The organism is Bacteroides faecichinchillae JCM 17102 (assembly GCF_000614145.1).
Lineage (GTDB): Bacteria > Bacteroidota > Bacteroidia > Bacteroidales > Bacteroidaceae > Bacteroides > Bacteroides faecichinchillae.
Genome location: NZ_BAKK01000008.1, coordinates 118,944 through 135,484, shown reverse-complemented (window position 1 = coordinate 135,484; position 16,541 = coordinate 118,944). Strand labels below are relative to the sequence as shown.

Annotated in this window: 10 protein-coding genes and 4 pseudogenes; 2 read left to right on the top strand and 12 right to left on the bottom strand. The window is 39.1% G+C overall.

From position 1 onward, the window contains the following. Positions 1-68: 68 nt before the first annotated feature. Both JCM17102_RS26445 and JCM17102_RS06305 read right to left on the bottom strand, forming a co-directional pair. Positions 69-3,355 (bottom strand): annotated as a pseudogene (locus tag JCM17102_RS26445) (S41 family peptidase). Positions 3,356-3,364: 9 nt separating this feature from the next. Then, on the bottom strand, positions 3,365-4,192 hold the full coding sequence (locus tag JCM17102_RS06305) for an MBL fold metallo-hydrolase (protein ID WP_025074452.1): 828 nt from the start codon (positions 4,190-4,192) through the stop codon (positions 3,365-3,367). A 222-nt stretch (positions 4,193-4,414) separates the two neighbouring features. Here JCM17102_RS06305 and JCM17102_RS06300 point away from each other — a divergent pair, with 222 nt between their 5' ends. Further along, a complete protein-coding gene (locus JCM17102_RS06300; protein ID WP_025074451.1) occupies positions 4,415-5,104 on the top strand; it encodes a Crp/Fnr family transcriptional regulator in 690 nt (229 codons plus the stop codon). A gap of 228 nt (positions 5,105-5,332) precedes the next feature. Here the strand turns inward: JCM17102_RS06300 and JCM17102_RS26440 are convergent. The 5 genes and pseudogenes from JCM17102_RS26440 to nrfH all read right to left on the bottom strand — a co-directional run bounded on the left by JCM17102_RS26440 (position 5,333) and on the right by nrfH (position 10,762). Further along, a pseudogene (locus JCM17102_RS26440) lies at positions 5,333-6,609 on the bottom strand (alginate export family protein). Between the two features lie 8 nt (positions 6,610-6,617). After that, complete coding sequence (gene ccsA, locus JCM17102_RS06290; protein WP_025074450.1) at positions 6,618-7,409, bottom strand: cytochrome c biogenesis protein CcsA; 792 nt, start codon at positions 7,407-7,409, stop codon at positions 6,618-6,620. Next, on the bottom strand, positions 7,406-8,641 hold the full coding sequence (locus tag JCM17102_RS06285; protein WP_025074449.1) for a cytochrome c biogenesis ResB family protein: 1,236 nt from the start codon (positions 8,639-8,641) through the stop codon (positions 7,406-7,408). Before JCM17102_RS06285 ends, ccsA begins: the two co-directional genes overlap by 4 nt. Before the next feature lie 10 nt (positions 8,642-8,651). Then, a complete protein-coding gene (nrfA, locus tag JCM17102_RS06280; RefSeq protein WP_025074448.1) occupies positions 8,652-10,133 on the bottom strand; it encodes an ammonia-forming cytochrome c nitrite reductase in 1,482 nt (493 codons plus the stop codon). A 36-nt stretch (positions 10,134-10,169) separates the two neighbouring features. Then, positions 10,170-10,762 (bottom strand): annotated as a pseudogene (gene nrfH, locus JCM17102_RS26435) (cytochrome c nitrite reductase small subunit). Positions 10,763-11,005: 243 nt separating this feature from the next. Between nrfH and JCM17102_RS06270 the strand changes: the two are divergent. Continuing rightward, positions 11,006-11,533 carry a 3'-5' exonuclease gene (locus tag JCM17102_RS06270; RefSeq protein ID WP_025074447.1) on the top strand — a complete coding sequence of 176 codons (528 nt, stop codon included), beginning with the start codon at positions 11,006-11,008 and terminating at the stop codon, positions 11,531-11,533. 48 nt (positions 11,534-11,581) lie between these two features. Here the strand turns inward: JCM17102_RS06270 and JCM17102_RS06265 are convergent, their stop codons facing one another. From JCM17102_RS06265 to JCM17102_RS06245, 5 genes and pseudogenes are all read right to left on the bottom strand, one after another. Then, positions 11,582-11,995 (bottom strand): pyridoxamine 5'-phosphate oxidase family protein, encoded by a 414-nt coding sequence (locus tag JCM17102_RS06265; protein WP_025074446.1) that lies wholly within the window; start codon positions 11,993-11,995, stop codon positions 11,582-11,584. 73 nt (positions 11,996-12,068) lie between these two features. Beyond that, positions 12,069-12,887, bottom strand: coding sequence for an AraC family transcriptional regulator (locus JCM17102_RS06260; protein WP_025074445.1), 819 nt, complete (start codon positions 12,885-12,887; stop codon positions 12,069-12,071). A 157-nt stretch (positions 12,888-13,044) separates the two neighbouring features. Beyond that, positions 13,045-14,213: pseudogene (gene uxuA, locus JCM17102_RS26430) on the bottom strand (mannonate dehydratase). Positions 14,214-14,246: 33 nt separating this feature from the next. Further along, the gene (locus tag JCM17102_RS06250) at positions 14,247-15,059 is read right to left on the bottom strand and encodes an SDR family oxidoreductase (RefSeq protein WP_025074444.1); all 813 of its coding nucleotides are present in this window, start codon (positions 15,057-15,059) and stop codon (positions 14,247-14,249) included. A gap of 22 nt (positions 15,060-15,081) precedes the next feature. After that, on the bottom strand, positions 15,082-16,152 hold the full coding sequence (locus JCM17102_RS06245) for a LacI family DNA-binding transcriptional regulator (RefSeq protein ID WP_025074443.1): 1,071 nt from the start codon (positions 16,150-16,152) through the stop codon (positions 15,082-15,084). Between the last annotated feature and the right edge of the window lie 389 nt (positions 16,153-16,541).

Genomic DNA, 16,541 nt, shown 5'->3' with positions numbered 1-16,541 from the left:
CCGAACTCTTTATTGAATCTGTAAAATCCACGCATCAGAAATATGATAATTCTAAAAATAAGATCCTCCTATTTCTTTAATCCGTCCACCTCTTTTAAAAGCTCATCAACCGCAGCTTTCAATTGTGTATCTTCACCTTTAACCACCTTTTCAGGACTATTGGCTACTTTAATGTCCGGTTCCAATTGACTATTTTCCAAATAACTACCATCAGGCAAACGATAACCAATAATAGGAATACCAAAAACTAATGAAGGATCTTGTAAAGTTTCCCAGGACACACTAGTCATCGTACCCGGCACAGGCATTCCGACAAGTTTGCCTATGTTACGATGGCTATATACCCAAGGAGTACCATGTGCATTCGAATAGTTGGCTTCGCACTGCAACATAATAGAAGGCTTATTCCAACGGCGGCTGGGCATATCACAAGCTTCACGCCCACGCACCACTTGAGTGAAATATTTCTGTCCACTGAATAGGATTTCAATATCTTCGTGCAAACGACCACCTCCATTAAATCGCGTATCAATTACAATCCCCTCACAATTATTATATTTCCCCAATATATCCGAGTAAATAGTACGGAAACTATCATCTCCCATAGACTGAATATGAACATATCCTAACCGTCCATTTGACCACTTCTCAACATCTGCCGCACGTTGTTTCACCCACCGATCATATAATAATCCATTCAACTGTCCGCTTGTGATTGGCATGACCACTTCATCCCAGCGCTCTTTACTCTGTGGATCATAGATAGAAACCAGCGTTTTCTTTCTTGCTTGATTGTTCAACAAGTTCGTTATATTATTATCAGAAGTAATCTCTTCTCCATTTATCTTTTCAATGATACATCCGTCTTGACCTTGGTACGAGAATGATCGAACGGCCCTTTCTCCACAATCTCAGCTATCTGCATACCCTTTCCCTGATAAGTCCAGTCAAACAATAAACCTAAATTAGAAGTCACATCTCCATTACCTCTCGGATAATAGCGTCCTCCGGTATGTGATACATTTAGTTCACCTAACCACTCGCTCAACAATTCGGCAAAGTCATAATTATTGTCGATATGAGGCAGAAATTTGCGATAAGCGGCAGTCATAGTATCCCAATCTATTCCATGCATATTGAGATTGTAAAAACGTTTTTGCTGTTGCTTATATACATGGTCAAACATAGCCTCCCGTTCGGCTGCCAAGTCCATCCTCATCTCAGCCAGATAATTAATGGATTTCAAGGCATCCGATTTCGCATCCATCTTTTGCATATTTCTACTGCCCAATAAGAATATACTTCCATCTTTATCAAGCATCAACGATGCCCATCCTGAGTTCAATTTATGCAGACGTTTCGTATTCTTCTCACGAAGATTCATTTTCCAGAGATCATATCCTCCTTCAAAAGCTGAGAAATAATAAAGATTTTCTCCATCTTTCGACAAGATAGCACTACCTAAATTAGATGAATTAGGAGTGAGACGTACAATTCGGTCTTCAATCCCTTTAAGTTCCACGACAATATCTTTCTTATCCTCTTTTTTATCTTCGGTTTTATTCTTGTCTTTATCTTCCGTCTCTTTTTTAACCTTATCTCCGTCTTTCTTCTTGTCTCCTTCCTTCTCTTTCTCTTTTGCCTTTTTCTGTTCCTTCTCAAAGTCTTTGAGTAACTCAAAATCCTCTTTACTTAAGCGATAACGATCATAAGCATCCTGATTCAAAAATACTAGCATAACGTCCTGTTGTGATCCCCACGAAGCGTGTGCACGCATACCATAACGCTCTGTTTGGAAAAGAATTGCATTTCCATCGAGCACCCAACGCGGAGAACCACTGATATATCCGCTATTTGTCAGATTAGTGATTTCTCCTCCTTCAGCACTGACAATACCTATATCCGAATAAGGATCATGACGGTTTCCTATAAATTCAAGGGTAAACCATTTACCGTCGGGCGACCATTCATAATCAAAACCACCTCCTGTATTAAACCAGGTAGAACCATCCGTAACCTGACGTACCTTTTTCGTCTCCAAGTTATACACCATCAACCGAACACGATCTTCAATAAAAGCCAATTCTTTGCCATCCGGAGAATATTGCGGATAAGTACGTTCTACTGTTTGTGAAGGAAGCAACACTTCCTCATCGATAAGAGTTGCATTTGGAAAATTCGCTTCTTCTTTACGAGCTATTTTAGCGGTATAAAGTTGCCAATTGCCATTCCGTTCACTAGCATAAACCAATGTACGGTTGTCTGGAGCAAAAGAAACAGCAGACTCGCCAGCCGGAGTATTTGTTATTTGTTTTGTTGTTCCATATTCTGTCGCAGTCACAAAAACATCACCACGTACGATAAAAGCGACTTGCTTTCCGTCAGGCGATACGCTGGCAGAAGTTGCTCCTTGAGAGAATCTTAATGTAGTCAGTTGAGGCTCATCATCACGAACTAATTCCACTTTCACTTTCTTAGGACGAGCATTTGTCTCCTGTGTATAAAGTTCACCGTCATAAGTATAACACAACGTACCTTTATCACTCACCGACAGGAATCGTACCGGATGAGTACGGAACTCAGTTATAGCCTTCACCTGCTGAGGAGCATTCAATGGGAAAGAATAGACATTAAATGATCCTCCGTTACGTTCACTCAAAAAATAAACTGAATTTCCATCCGGCGCAAAAACCGGATCCCTATCTTCTCCTCCCCGATTGGTCAGATTCGTATGCTTTCCGTTCTGGATATCATATAACCAAAGATCTCTTGTAATCGACGATGTATGATGTTTTCTCCATTCATTTTCAAAACCTTTTTGATCCTGATAAAGAAAGTTCTTCCCCACTTTGTCAAAACAAACTCGTTCGGCAGGTGTTGCCAGTACTTGTTCTGTCTGCCCTCCGTTTACAGGAACTTTATATAATTCTGTCATTGCTCCAGAAGGAAACAATGCACTACTTGCAGGGTCTTGAATAGAAGCTGAAAAAAGTACATACTGCCCGTCAGGAGTAAAAGCCGAAGGTATTTCTGAAGCTGAATGACTCGTAAGTCGTTGAGCTACTCCTCCATTGGCAGACATAATAAAAAGGTCAAAATTACCGTTACGGTCACTGGCAAATGCTATTTTCTTTCCGTCGGGCGACCATACCGGATTGGCTTCATAGGATGCTTGCGTTGTCAATTGAGTAGCAGTACCTCCTTGGGAAGGTACTTTATAAATATCTCCTTTATAACAAAACACAATTTCCGTTCCATCCGGTGAGATACGTGCATCACGCATCCATAAAGGGGTGACAGCATAACCGGATAATGCCGTCAGCGCAAGTGTTAAACATGTAATAAATTTCTTCATATCAATCAATTATATATTATTTTTCAAATCAGTTTGGATAATTCTTCCTGTATAGTTATAGAATATTCTCTCCCCAAAATCCCGATAAAAGAATGCATACTTATCTACCCCTGTACAATGACAAACACCTATTTGAAGAGGTAAAAAGTTCCTTAAGTAACTCGCAATCACCCGATATTTCTGCTCTTCCGCATTATGAATATGAAAGCCACCTAATACCAGATTACAAGAGAGTCCGGGAAATGCCTCCTGTATAGTCCGCAATATATTCGTAATTCCGCGGTGAGAACATGCACTTAGCACATTCAGCCCCTTAGAATCAACCAAAGCCACCGCCAATTCATCCTGAAAGGTATCAGGTATTTTACGGCCCTCTTCCTGCTGTACCCAAAAACGTTCAAAATGAGTGTCTTCTTGATCTACAATCTCAAAAGACGGGAAAAGAAAAACTCCGGGAACAAGTTCTGTTTGGTCATCAATGAAACGAAAGCGGGAAATTTCGAATGTCTGTGTATGTTTGATTCCATTCTCACGATCATCCTTAAATTTCGGAGAAAAAACTTCTCGTTTACAAACGACTGTTGCTCGGCTATTCAATTCCAGAAAATAACGTAACCCGCCTGTATGGTCACTATGACCATGAGAAAGAATCAAATAATCTACTGTTTGCAGATCAATATGTAACAAACGCGCATTACGTATGAACAGATCGGATGCACCTGTATCAAAGAGCAATCGATAACCGGAGGCCTCAATATAAAGAGATAGCCCATGTTCAGCTTGCAATTTGCGTCCATAGACACAATTCTCTACAAGGGTGGTTATTGTATATCCCATGATTTTGATTTTAGAATTATACCCAACAAAAAGTTCTGCCACAAAATTAGGATAATTCTATGGCAGATCAAATACTTAGCCAGAAATTAGTTCTAAATGAAGAAGGGAATTCTTAACTCCCAGACTCACCAACAAGCTCCAAACAAGCAACAAAAAGAAGAAAAATTTTTCCGAGCCATTTATAATTTCTATCTTTGTCCTATTACACAATATCACAAAACAATGAGAAAGATCCCGCTATCCGATTCGCATAAAGAAAAGTTATTTAAAATTCCTCTTTTTCAGGAATTACCCTTAAATATCAAGCACTCTTTGCTTGATAAGTTGGAGTTTGTGGTTTATGAAGCAGATAAAAAGGAAATTGTCGTTATGCAAGGTACACCTTGTAATAAGCTCTTTGTATTGTTAGAGGGGAAATTGCGTACTGACATTATCGACGGACTAGGAAATGAAGTGATGATTGAATACATCATTGCTCCACGCACTTTTGCCACTCCCCATCTGTTTAACTCAAACAATACACTACCTGCCACTTTCACAGCTATTGAAAATAGTGTAGTGTTGATGGCTACTAAAGAATCGACTTTCAAAGTCATCAGTCAAGACCCTCAAGTACTGCATAATTTTCTATGTATTGCTGGTAATTGCAACATTTGCACAGTATCTCGATTAAAACCTCTTTCACGTAAGACTGTGCGGGAAAGATTCATTGTTTACCTGTTTGAGCATAAGAAGAAGGACTCTTTGATAGTGAATATTATGCACACTCAGTCTCAATTGGCCGAATATCTAAACGTAACACGTCCTGCTTTATCCAAAGAAATCAATAAAATGATCAAGGAACAACTAATCACAATGGAAGGAAAGCGAATAGAGATTTTGAACCAAACGGCATTAGAAAAATACATTTAAATCATCCCCTGTTTACGGGGCACTCACTCATTATCTATTCATTTTATTTTAGTTCAATAGGTGCCCTATTCTGTAGAGTAGTATTACAACATTATTTCCTATTTAATAAACAATGTTGTGCCACCTTGATGGCACACTTATGCCACCCTAGTGACACAGTCGTACCATCTTACCGACACAACTGTGCCACCGAAGTGGCACAATTTGAAATTATATAAGATATGCTTGTTACCATTTTACGAATAAAACTTTCGGATTTATATTCAGCGAGACCCATCCCCAGTCCTGCCAACTTTTATGATCTCCTCCTTTCACTACATCCATTGTTTTTGTACCACGCATGAAAGAATATCCAGCAGACAGTTTCACATCTTTCATAACTACCCAATTAATCTGATAATCAACCTCTGAGCCTAATGATTTGCTCAAATCCGCTAGTTTAACCGCAGTGGTAAAATAGTGATAATTCAGTTCCATATCTACTTTGGTAGATGCATGGAAACAGACTCCAACACGACTATCCACAAGCCCCGGTGCAAATCCGTCTTTAAACAAAGAAGCATAGAAGTAATCCATTCCTCCGTAAAACTTATGATGCGTCCCGTAAAGAGGATCAAAAGCTTTATATTTATCTCCATTACCTTTATCACCACTTAAATAATCAAGCTGATTACCGCTCCCCATGTCTGATTAAAAGTATAAGCAGCCTGTACATTTCCCATCAAAGCTGAAACTTTCTCCGTATTTTTATTCTTACCCATCTGATAGTAGAAAGCACCATCTAAGTTCCAACTATTATTCTTATATGTGAGATAAGTTCCCATTGTTTGCAAGTAACGGGTATGAGAGTCCTGTGTAGCTGCATCTCCCGTTTCTAATCCCAGATTCATAAATAGCAGAGAAGCATCAAACGGAACTTTATTTGCTTTATAGTGATACCAAACTGTTTGCATATTCTTGTAAGGTTGTCCGATAGCGTCATTATAATAAGTACCACCTATCTTTTTTTCATCATTCTGATTGAAAGCGAGGATAAGGTGAAGTTCATTATTTTTATTGGTATATCCTAACTTCAACGCATCATGATATCGACCGGCCACATTCCAATCCAACCCTCCTAAGATACGCTCGTCATCATAAACCAATGTTTGACGACCTAGTTGTGCAAAAAATCCCTGTCCGAAATTCAGTTTCGTCCAAGCCTCATTCAAGATGAAACGTCCGTTCTTGTCAATCTGCGGATCTTGTCCCCAGACACCGACATGCTGAGCAGACATTTTGATTTCCAGATCCGAGCGCTTATAATCCATAGACAAGCGGGCACGATTATTGATAAAGGATGCAGCCTTCTGCCCTTCATTCCGAGGAAACAAAGCTCCATTCCTATACTCGGCACGAGGTCTGATTTGCATGGACATCGTAAATTCATTCTCTTTCTCTGTGTTTTGTGTATATGCCATGCTTGGCAATAGCATAAGAATAAATGACCAATAAAGTGTTTTCATCTATTATTTCAATTTAAGTTATAAATATGTACACTGACTCCCTGTGCAGATGGAAGATAATTAATTCCATACCAGCACATTTGCAATAATACGAATGAGACTAAAAGAATAATTAATGCCGGGCGAACCTGCAAGGGTTTCCCCAATCTGAAATGAATATATATCAGATAAGCAAACCAAGTAGCTGCCGCCCATGTCTCTTTTGGATCCCATGCCCAATAATGTCCCCAAGCTTCTTTTGCCCAGACTGCTCCTGTAAGCATACCCAATGTCATAAATGCAAAACCAACATAAGTGAGGTTATCACACAAATCCACTTCTTTCCGTTCGATGGTCTTTTTTTTGAACCAAAGTAAATAAATTGCCATCACCGTTGCCGCCCCTAACATGGCATAAGCAAACATATACACAATCACATGAGGAGGAAACCATGGACTTTGAAGAGCAGGCATCAAGGTCTTATTATGAATCTCTGGCTTAAAAATATTAATACAGATAAATACTAGTGAAAGGATAAAACTGAAACTAAGAATCCATTTATACTTCCAACGGCTATAGGTTATCAATCCAGCAAGTGGCAGGAAAAAAGAGTACCACAGCCGAGTCTCTCCCATTGTACGCATCGGAGGACGTTCCAGAGACAACCAGAAACCAATGATAAAACTGAAGAAGATAGCCAATCCCAGTATAGTAAATCCATACGACCATCCCGTTTTCTTTCCACGCCAGGCAGTAAACGCTCCTAATCCCCAACAGATAAGTGCCGCTATTGCAAATAAGATGAAATGTTCCCAACTCATACTTTTTCCTCCTCTTTCCTCTTCTGAGCATTCACAAACAAACAGATAGCTCCGATCATCATCATTACAATTCCTGTATAAACTGCAGGTAGCCAAGGATCCCGAACCAACTCAAAGACACTAATATCGCTCCACCGCCCTTTCAATTCATCGTAACTTAATTGATAAATCTTCCACCCTTCCAACTCTAACGGACGGTTTACTTCTATGGTCGCTTCCGTAATCTTTCCTGTCTGCGTATAGACTTTTACGTCCGAGGCAAAACGCTGAGGTTCACGTTCCGGCATTACAAGACTGGTCAATGAATCAAGACGTAATGCTTTATATGGAAAAAGGAAACTGCCACAACTAACCCACCCTTCTCTAGTTAACTGTTTCTTCTGATTCACAGCTTTCAAATAAACGGCATACGTTGCTCCCATGGAGTGAAAATCCGTAAATTTCAATGTATCTTCAGTAGTCACAGAGGCAGCCGTCGGAATAGATTGCAAGATTGTTAGTTGCCAATCCTGCAATGCTCCATCAGTCACATTTTCTTCAAGTAAGAGATGAACAGGAGATTTTTCAGGAATCGCACTTCCCGTTTCATTGTCAATCAGCATCAGTTTGGGAGGATACTCATCAATCGTAAAATCCTTCAATTCGATGGCCAACGGCAGTTCTATTAATTGTCCCTGTTCGTCAGAAGCCCGCCATTCTGTATTTCCTATCTGTGTCGTCATCTTCAGTCGTTGCAGATCGGCATTTCCCAAAGTAGCAGTTATCAAAGCTATGAATAGCCCTATATGATTAAGCAAGAAAGATAATTTGCTTACTTTCAAAGGAAAGCCGACACGAAGGATGGTTAATCCCAAAACCGTAACCATCCAGAAATAGAGTAGCACAAAAGACCAGGACGAAATCATTCGGGAAAAGCCCAAGATATCCCCAGGAGAATTACCGGAAGAAGCTTGTCGGATAAGTCCCATCATTACTGTCAGCAATGTCACCCATACTAAGGAGGAAACTGCCGCAGAATAATGACTCAGCCATCCAAACAAGTAAACGCGTTTATGAAGAAGATGCATACTGACTAGTCCGATAATATAAACTATTAATACAATCACATTGACCGGATAGGCGAATAAGTTCCAATTGATAGCTCCTACAGTCACATGCAACAGAAATCCTGTTACCAGCAAGCCCATACCAATCAACAGACCTTCTTTATAACTCCACGGTTTACTCCACATATATCTGTTTTTATTTCTGTACCAAACGACCTGTTGCCTTTGCTTTCTGCAACCAGGCAGGAACTGTTGTATTCAGGAATTTCTCTTTTGCTGCCTTTTCTGCATCCATATCCAAACCAATATATTGCTGTGCTTTCGCTTTAGTAGAAAGATCAGGCATTGGAACTTCTTCTATAAAACCATTCTTGACTAATACTTTGGATACTGCCAAACGAGCTTGCATAGCCCGATCAAGTCCATGAGAAAGTATTCTTTGAATTTCCTGAGGAGCGTGAAACGAACCACCATGTGAAGCAACTCCAAAATCCCAACGCCATTGTGCCTGACGAATCAAAGCAAGTACATCTTTCATCTGGTCTTCTGTAGCTCCCGCATCCCAAGCATATTTTGCTTCGATATGTGCTTTTGCAAGTTCCTGTTCCAAACGATTACGGATTTCATTCGCTTTGTGTTGGCGTTCGTAAACGTTGTTTCGCAATGTTTCTTCATTCTCGCGATGACAAGCCTGACAAGTACGATCTATCATTGCCAACGGACTTTGTATATGGTGATCACTAAATTTTACACCACCTTCACTCTTATACGGCATGTGACAGTCTGCACAAGAAACACCTCTCTGCCCATGAATCCCCATCTGTGCTATTTCATAATCAGGATGTTGAGCTTTCAAAATCGGAGTGCGACTCAACTTGTGAATATAATCATAAAAACCTGCCTCATCATAATATGCTTCCATATCTTCTACTGTGAAACCTTTATCCCAAGGGAATGTCAGATATTTGCCATCACCTTTGAAATAATATTCTACATGACACTGTGCACATACCAGTGAACGCATTTCTTGCGGAGTAGCTTTTGTGATATCCTTACCTTGACGTTGGAAAGCCTCAATCAAAGCCGGACGACTGATATGAAGATTCATTGTTTCCGAATCGTGACAATCAGAACACCCGATCGGATTCACTATTTCATCCCCAAATGCAGCCCATTTATTATGATAAAATGAATCTACGCCAAGAGCTTCCATCATACGAGGAACATCCGGGCTTTTACATGTCCAACAAGTAGAAGGTTGAGGACCTTCGGTCGGATTCATAGGTGCTCCAGTACGCAGAGATGCAGTTATATCTTCAATTGCATGCATGTGTCCGCGCGGAGTAGAATAATCCTTAGAGAATGCGTATCCGGCCCAGAGAACAACCATCTCAGGACGTTTCTCCAACACATCAACTGCTACATTCCCATTAAACTCACTTTCAAAATCTGTCTTGGCTGTTTCCATCCACGTCTGATATTCACGAGGAAAATCATCATTATAGCGTTCGTTACGAGCCTCAATTCCTTTGATAACGTTTTTACGATTATTGAATATACTTGCTACTTCCGCTCTCCGTTCCATCAGCGCAGAAACACACAATCCCAAAACAAAAACAATAACCATTGAACCTCCGAACAATAGCCATCCTTGCCATGATTTTAATTTCTTTTCCATCATTATATATTGTTTTTCTATTTTATTTATGTTGTATTATTGATCATTCATCATTTTCCGAAGCCACTCTGGTACAGGAGATTTCGGATAAGGTACGATAGCCGCCGGAGTACCGGAAAGTGAGTTCTTTCCACCATGAGGTACATCACGATGACAATCCCAACAGGCTTTTCCTTCTCCAACTTGTGACATCATATAGTCTATCTTTCCCGTCTTCACAATTTCCATATTCAATTGTGTATGGCAACGAATACAGTTATTCATAATCACTTGAGAACTGGCTTCATGAGCCTGAATTACCTGCGGTTCACTTTTCGTAAGGAATGCGGCTACATGTTTCATTCCATCCATACCTTTGAATACCCATTTCTTTACTGCATTTTTATGAGGTACATGACAATCATTGCAAGTCGCATTCCGGGCATGAGAACTATGAAACCAGGTCGCATAATATGGTGCCATGATATGACAGTTCACACAGCTGCCGGATCATCACCCAAATAAGTATGTACACGAAGCTGATACATGAATAAGCCCCCTCCGCCTACAATAATACCGGTAATAATGATTGCTGTCACTTTCCACCTATACGAAGGGAATATTCGATTTAGAATTGGAAACTTCATCATATAAAAAGATTTTTTCACAAAGATAAAGGATTAGAAATAAAAGAAACGTAATATCTATTACACTTTTTAAAGAAAAGATTGGGTTCTGAACTGAGAAAACAGCCTACGATTCTGCATCTTATAGCCACATGAATAATCACTAGACAATAAAGATATAAATTAATTATTGTATTGCAAAGGTAAGTTATTGAAAAGAAAAAGAATATCTTTGTGATTTAGTTTTTTAAATGCAGCAGGAGATTAATGAGAAACTTTGTAGCCATTGATTTTGAAACCGCAAATGAACAACGTACCAGCGTATGTAGTGTCGGAATAGTTATTGTACGGAACGGAAAGATTGTAAACAGAATATACAGTCTCATTCGTCCCCGTCCTAATTACTATACACGATGGACTACTGCTGTTCATGGTTTGACAGCCATTGATACGGCAGAAGCTAATGACTTTCCTACCGTCTGGTTGGAAATAGCACCCCATATCCAAGGTCTGCCACTCGTAGCACACAATAGTCCTTTTGATGAAGGATGTTTAAAAGCTGTTTATGAAGTCTATAAGATGACCTATCCGGATTATAAGTTTTATTGTACTTGCCGGGCTTCCCGGAAAATATTCAAAAACGAACTCCCCAATCACCAATTACATACAGTTGCAGCAAAATGTGGATATGACTTAACCAATCATCACCATGCACTGGCAGATGCAGAAGCCTGTGCCCAAATTGCAATGCAGATTATTCCTGAACCAGATTATAATCTGACATTACAATGGTAGAAAAGATCAGTGTTAAGAGGGTGTCCGACACCCTCATAGATTGATAAATTAAAGTTGTCGGTGAATAAATGTTCCATCAATCCAGTAAGTTGCATGATTAGACTTGAATTTCAGCAACACATAATTTGGATCGGTAGGACCACCGGGAAAATGAGCAATAAACCAGTCTTGCCAAAGTGCTGCTTTCTGTTTCTCATCTGTCACGACTTCTACTTCACCCGTTAAAGCTACACTGTCTCCTTTTTCATAAAAGCACAAACCCGCTTTCGGATTGGAAAGAAAATCCTTAGTTTTCAGTGACTCAGCTCCGGTAGCCATCCATACAACAGAAATACCTTCGGTTGCTATTTTACTAATTGGAACAGGACGTGGATACCCTTCTTTATTGATTGAAGTCAATACTACGACCTCACATTGCTGCAATAACTCTACAGCTTGTTCTTTTAATGTTTTCCTAGCCATAAATCAATTGTTTTTAATTTGATGACACAAAGATAAGGGATAGGAAAGCCGCTTTATTGTAAAAAATCGACTTTCATGATTCTACATAAGTCAATGTGATATCATCCGGAACTGTAAGCGAGAGAAATGAGCCGGGCGTATTACCAGATAAGGCTTTAATTTCTTTGGAGAAATGTGACAGGTCATAATATCCGGCGTCAATAGCAGTAGATAACAAACTAGCTGTGGTACTGTTTCGAAGTAAATTTATCGCATTTTTGAACTTGACAATCCGGCTATATTCTTTAGGAGTGAATCCGGTGCAATATTTGAACTTTCGTTCAAAATGCCGTTGACACATACAGACTTTATCCATTAAATTAATCATGGACAACTTTCCTTTGAATTGATTGATGGTATTCACAGCAAAAGTAATACGAACATCTGCGGACTGATAATAATGTTTGAGATATAATAAAAGATATTCTTCTACCAACCGAATGCGTCCATTAATATGTTTCTGTTCATTAAGTCTTTCTGCAAATGTCTCCTCAAAAATGGACGGCATATCACTTGTACTGATTCTCTGATTGGCAAACTCATTTAAAGAAAGCTTAGTAAAACAAGATAACCCACAAGGTAGAAAACGAACTCCGAACATATGTACTGAATCAGTATATATTACCAACTCTGAATATTTGGTCATCGGTCCCACAAAGAAAGAACGATAAGGTTGTATAACTTGTACGTCTTCCTCAACAGTGCTGGCAACCTCTCCAAGCGTAAATATAAAATCTGCACACCCATCCGGCAATATATGGATACGCATCCCATATTCCGGATTTCCTTTAAACTCCCAATAATTATCAATATATGGAGCCAATATAGGAGAAGGTTGATATTCAGTATACATTCGCCATTTTTGTGCACAAATATAGAGAGAATAAATTCTAATTGAGAATTTACACGCAGAAAAACAGATATAATAATTAAGTAGGGCACTACCAACTATTACTAACTGTAACAATGATCAGCAGTGCCCTAGTAGAATAACTAACTATGAAAATCGTTTAGAGAATGGACTTAGCGATCCCCATTTCCAATCCGCGAAGTTCTGCCAATCCGCGAAGACGGCCTAAGCAAGAGTAGCCCGGATTTGTTTTTTTCTTCAAATCGTCAATCATCTGATGACCATGGTCGGGACGCATAGCGATAGAACATGCACGACGTTGTTGCAACAGAATCAAATTTTTCATAACATTGTACATATCTACATCACCTTCCAGGTGGTTTGCTTCATGGAAATTACCTTCAGCATCACGTTGCGTACTACGTAAGTGCACAAAGTTTACCCGATCCCCCCAACGTTCCATCATACCAGCCAAATCATTATCGGCACGTACTCCAAGAGAACCTGTACACAAGCAAAGACCATTCGATTCGTTAGGTACAGCCTCGACCAATTTCTTAAAGTCTTCTTCTGTACTCATAATGCGCGGCAAACCTAAAATGGTATAAGGGGGATCGTCCGGATGGATCACCAACTTCACCCCTACCTCGTCGGCAACCGGTGCAATCTCTTTCAGGAAGAATATCAAATTAGCACGAAGTTTATCAGCATCTATATCGTTATATCTGTCCAAAGCTTCCTGGAATTGCTCTACAGTAAAGCTTTCCTCCGAACCTGGCAAACCGGCAATCATGTTCCGAACCAACAATTTCTTGTCATCTTCACTCATTTGTTCGAAACGTGCTTTTGCTTTAGCTATTTCTTCCGAAGTATAGTCTTTTTCTGCTCCCGGACGTTTTAGAATGAAAAGATCAAAAGCCACAAAAGCTGCTTTTTAAAGCGAAGTGCTTTGGAACCATCAGGCATGGTGTAAGCCAAGTCTGTACGAGTCCAGTCCAATACAGGCATAAAGTTGTAAGTAACTACCATTACACCACACTTAGCCAAATTACGGATACTTTCTTTATAGTTTTCGATATATTTCATAAATTCTCCGGTTTGCGTCTTGATATGTTCGTGTACAGGTACACTTTCAACAACCGACCACGTCAACCCCACTTCTTCAATCATTTGCTTACGCTTCATGATTTCTTCTACTGTCCACACTTCACCATTCGGAATATGGTGAAGAGCATTTACTATACCGGTAGCACCGGCTTGTTTGATATCCCACAAGCTCACAGGGTCATTCGGACCATACCAACGCCAAGTTTGTTCACATAAAAACATATTGTTCAGTTATTAAGTATATAGAATTATTTTTTAGATAGAGAATGCGTCAAAACCACCGTCAATAACTGCTACTGTACCTGTTACGAAGTTAGAAGCATCACTAATCAAGTAATGAATTGTTCCGTAAAGGTCTTCCGGTTCACCAAAACGGTTGAAAGGAGTATGAGCTAAAATAGTTTTCGAACGATCGGTCAATGAACCATCAGGATTAGTCAACAAAGTACGATTCTGATCGGTCAGGAAGAAGCCCGGAGCAATCGCATTTACACGTAGACCATTACCGAATTTCAAAGCTAACTCACCAGCCATGTATTTAGTAAAATTCGCAATAGCTGCTTTAGCTGCACCATAACCGACAACACGTGTCAATGGACGAAGAGCTGATTCAGAACAGAAGTTGACAATAGAACCTTTCTTTTGTTCAACCATCACCTCAGCAAATACCATCGTAGGCAATACTGTACCAAACAGATTCAAATCTACAACTTTCTTGAAAGCGTCTATTTGCAGATCAAAGAAAGTTTTATCAGGCGCGATAGTAGCTCCCGCCATGTTTCCACCGGCAGCATTAAGCAATACATCAATACGTCCGTAAACTTTCATGATCTCTGCTTTATTCCCTTGCAAGATTTCTTTGTCCATTACATCTGTATATAAGAACATAGCTTCATTACCTTCAGCCTTTATGCTCTCAACCAACGCTTTTCCAGCCTCTTCACTCCTGTCGAGAATCACGACTTTTGCACCTTCTTTTGCAAGATAAGCAGCAATTCCTTTACCCAAGATTCCAGCTCCACCGGTGATAACAACAACTTTGTCTTTTACATTAAATAATTCATTCATAACTTCTTAATTTTTATATTGTTTATAACATATTATTCAGATAATATTTCAAGTTTTCTTTTAAGAGAATATCAATCGGCATAAGGTTTACTTTCGCCAAACTCTGCTTAAATAACAGATGATTACATAAAGATTTGATACCATCATATCCCTGTTTTTCAGGACGTTGCGCAACTAATGCAGTTATCACACCTTCAGAAAGCAATTGGGTATTACGTTTGATTAGATCATAACCAACCAGTTTTACAGACTTCATTTCTCTCGCCTTTAAGTAATTTCCCAAAATATAACATGTTGAATTAAAGATAACAGCACCTGCAATATTCGGATGCATTCCGAATATCCCATCCAATTTCATGAAATTGTATACCGAATCATCAATTTTTAGTTCTACTTCATACAGCTTTCCACCGAAACCGATTTCTTTCAGATAACAGCAAAAACCTTCTCTACGATTCTTTCCCTGATTAGAGTCATTCTTACCATTATGAGTAATTCGTGCCATCAGAATATCGGAATTAGAAGATAGTCTGTCTGTCAGCAATCGGGCAGCAATTACCCCTGCATCATAAGACTCCGTTCCATAATAAGCCAATTGATGTTGTCCTTCAATATTGGAATCTACGTAGACATAAGGTATATCATTCTTATCCAGTTCCAAGGAAAGACGAATAACAGAATCAGTAAATAAGGTAGCAATCAGCACTCCATCTACTCTCCCATCAAATAACTTACGAATGATATCATCAAACGTTTTATTATTATACTGATCAAAAAAGAGCTTTGTAATGGTTACGTTATAGGATTCCATTTCTAAAGCAGCTTTATCAATACCTTCTGAAATGGCCTCCCAATATTCGCCCTTAATAAAAAAAGGAGTAATTGCCACAAAATGATATTGTTTTTTAGAAGCTAAAGAACGTGCCATCAAATTAGGTTGATAATGAACCATATCGAGAATAGCCTGAACTTTTTTCCGGTTCTCTTCCGAAACTTTTCCACGATTATGAATCACCCTATCTACCGTACCGATAGAAACTCCCGCCATTTTAGCGATGTCTACAATACGTATATTTGAGAATTCTTTATCCATTACCAATCAAATTGATTATTTTTCGCTGCAAATTTAAAATGAATTATTGAAAACGACAATAGTGTGTGCGCACACACATATCACCTATAACAGATTAAATCACTATAAATCAAAATATTATAAAAAAAGTAAATAGATATACATGCTGTTAAACATAATAAAAATAAGAAATACAATAACAAAAGAAGAGATACATCGTTTGTCATGACAAATAAAAAAGAAGAAATTACCAGTGAGAAAAGTAGAAAACACAAAAAAATTGGAGAAAATGTGTGCGGACACATCAACACCAGTATCATCTATCGAATAAAGATGAAATTACCTCACTTTTTATACAAACCAATTCTATCTGTTGGACATACCCTAAAACGCATCTCTTCATTAAGTAA

Coding starts and splice junctions, on each gene's coding strand:
- ccsA (WP_025074450.1), bottom strand. CDS start 7,409: ATGAGTTGGGAACATTTCATCTTATTTGCAATAGCGGCACTTATCTGT.
- JCM17102_RS06260 (WP_025074445.1), bottom strand. CDS start 12,887: ATGTATACTGAATATCAACCTTCTCCTATATTGGCTCCATATATTGAT.
- JCM17102_RS06245 (WP_025074443.1), bottom strand. CDS start 16,152: ATGGATAAAGAATTCTCAAATATACGTATTGTAGACATCGCTAAAATG.
- JCM17102_RS06305 (WP_025074452.1), bottom strand. CDS start 4,192: ATGGGATATACAATAACCACCCTTGTAGAGAATTGTGTCTATGGACGC.
- JCM17102_RS06265 (WP_025074446.1), bottom strand. CDS start 11,995: ATGGCTAGGAAAACATTAAAAGAACAAGCTGTAGAGTTATTGCAGCAA.
- JCM17102_RS06300 (WP_025074451.1), top strand. CDS start 4,415: ATGAGAAAGATCCCGCTATCCGATTCGCATAAAGAAAAGTTATTTAAA.
- JCM17102_RS06285 (WP_025074449.1), bottom strand. CDS start 8,641: ATGTGGAGTAAACCGTGGAGTTATAAAGAAGGTCTGTTGATTGGTATG.
- JCM17102_RS06250 (WP_025074444.1), bottom strand. CDS start 15,059: ATGAATGAATTATTTAATGTAAAAGACAAAGTTGTTGTTATCACCGGT.
- nrfA (WP_025074448.1), bottom strand. CDS start 10,133: ATGGAAAAGAAATTAAAATCATGGCAAGGATGGCTATTGTTCGGAGGT.
- JCM17102_RS06270 (WP_025074447.1), top strand. CDS start 11,006: ATGAGAAACTTTGTAGCCATTGATTTTGAAACCGCAAATGAACAACGT.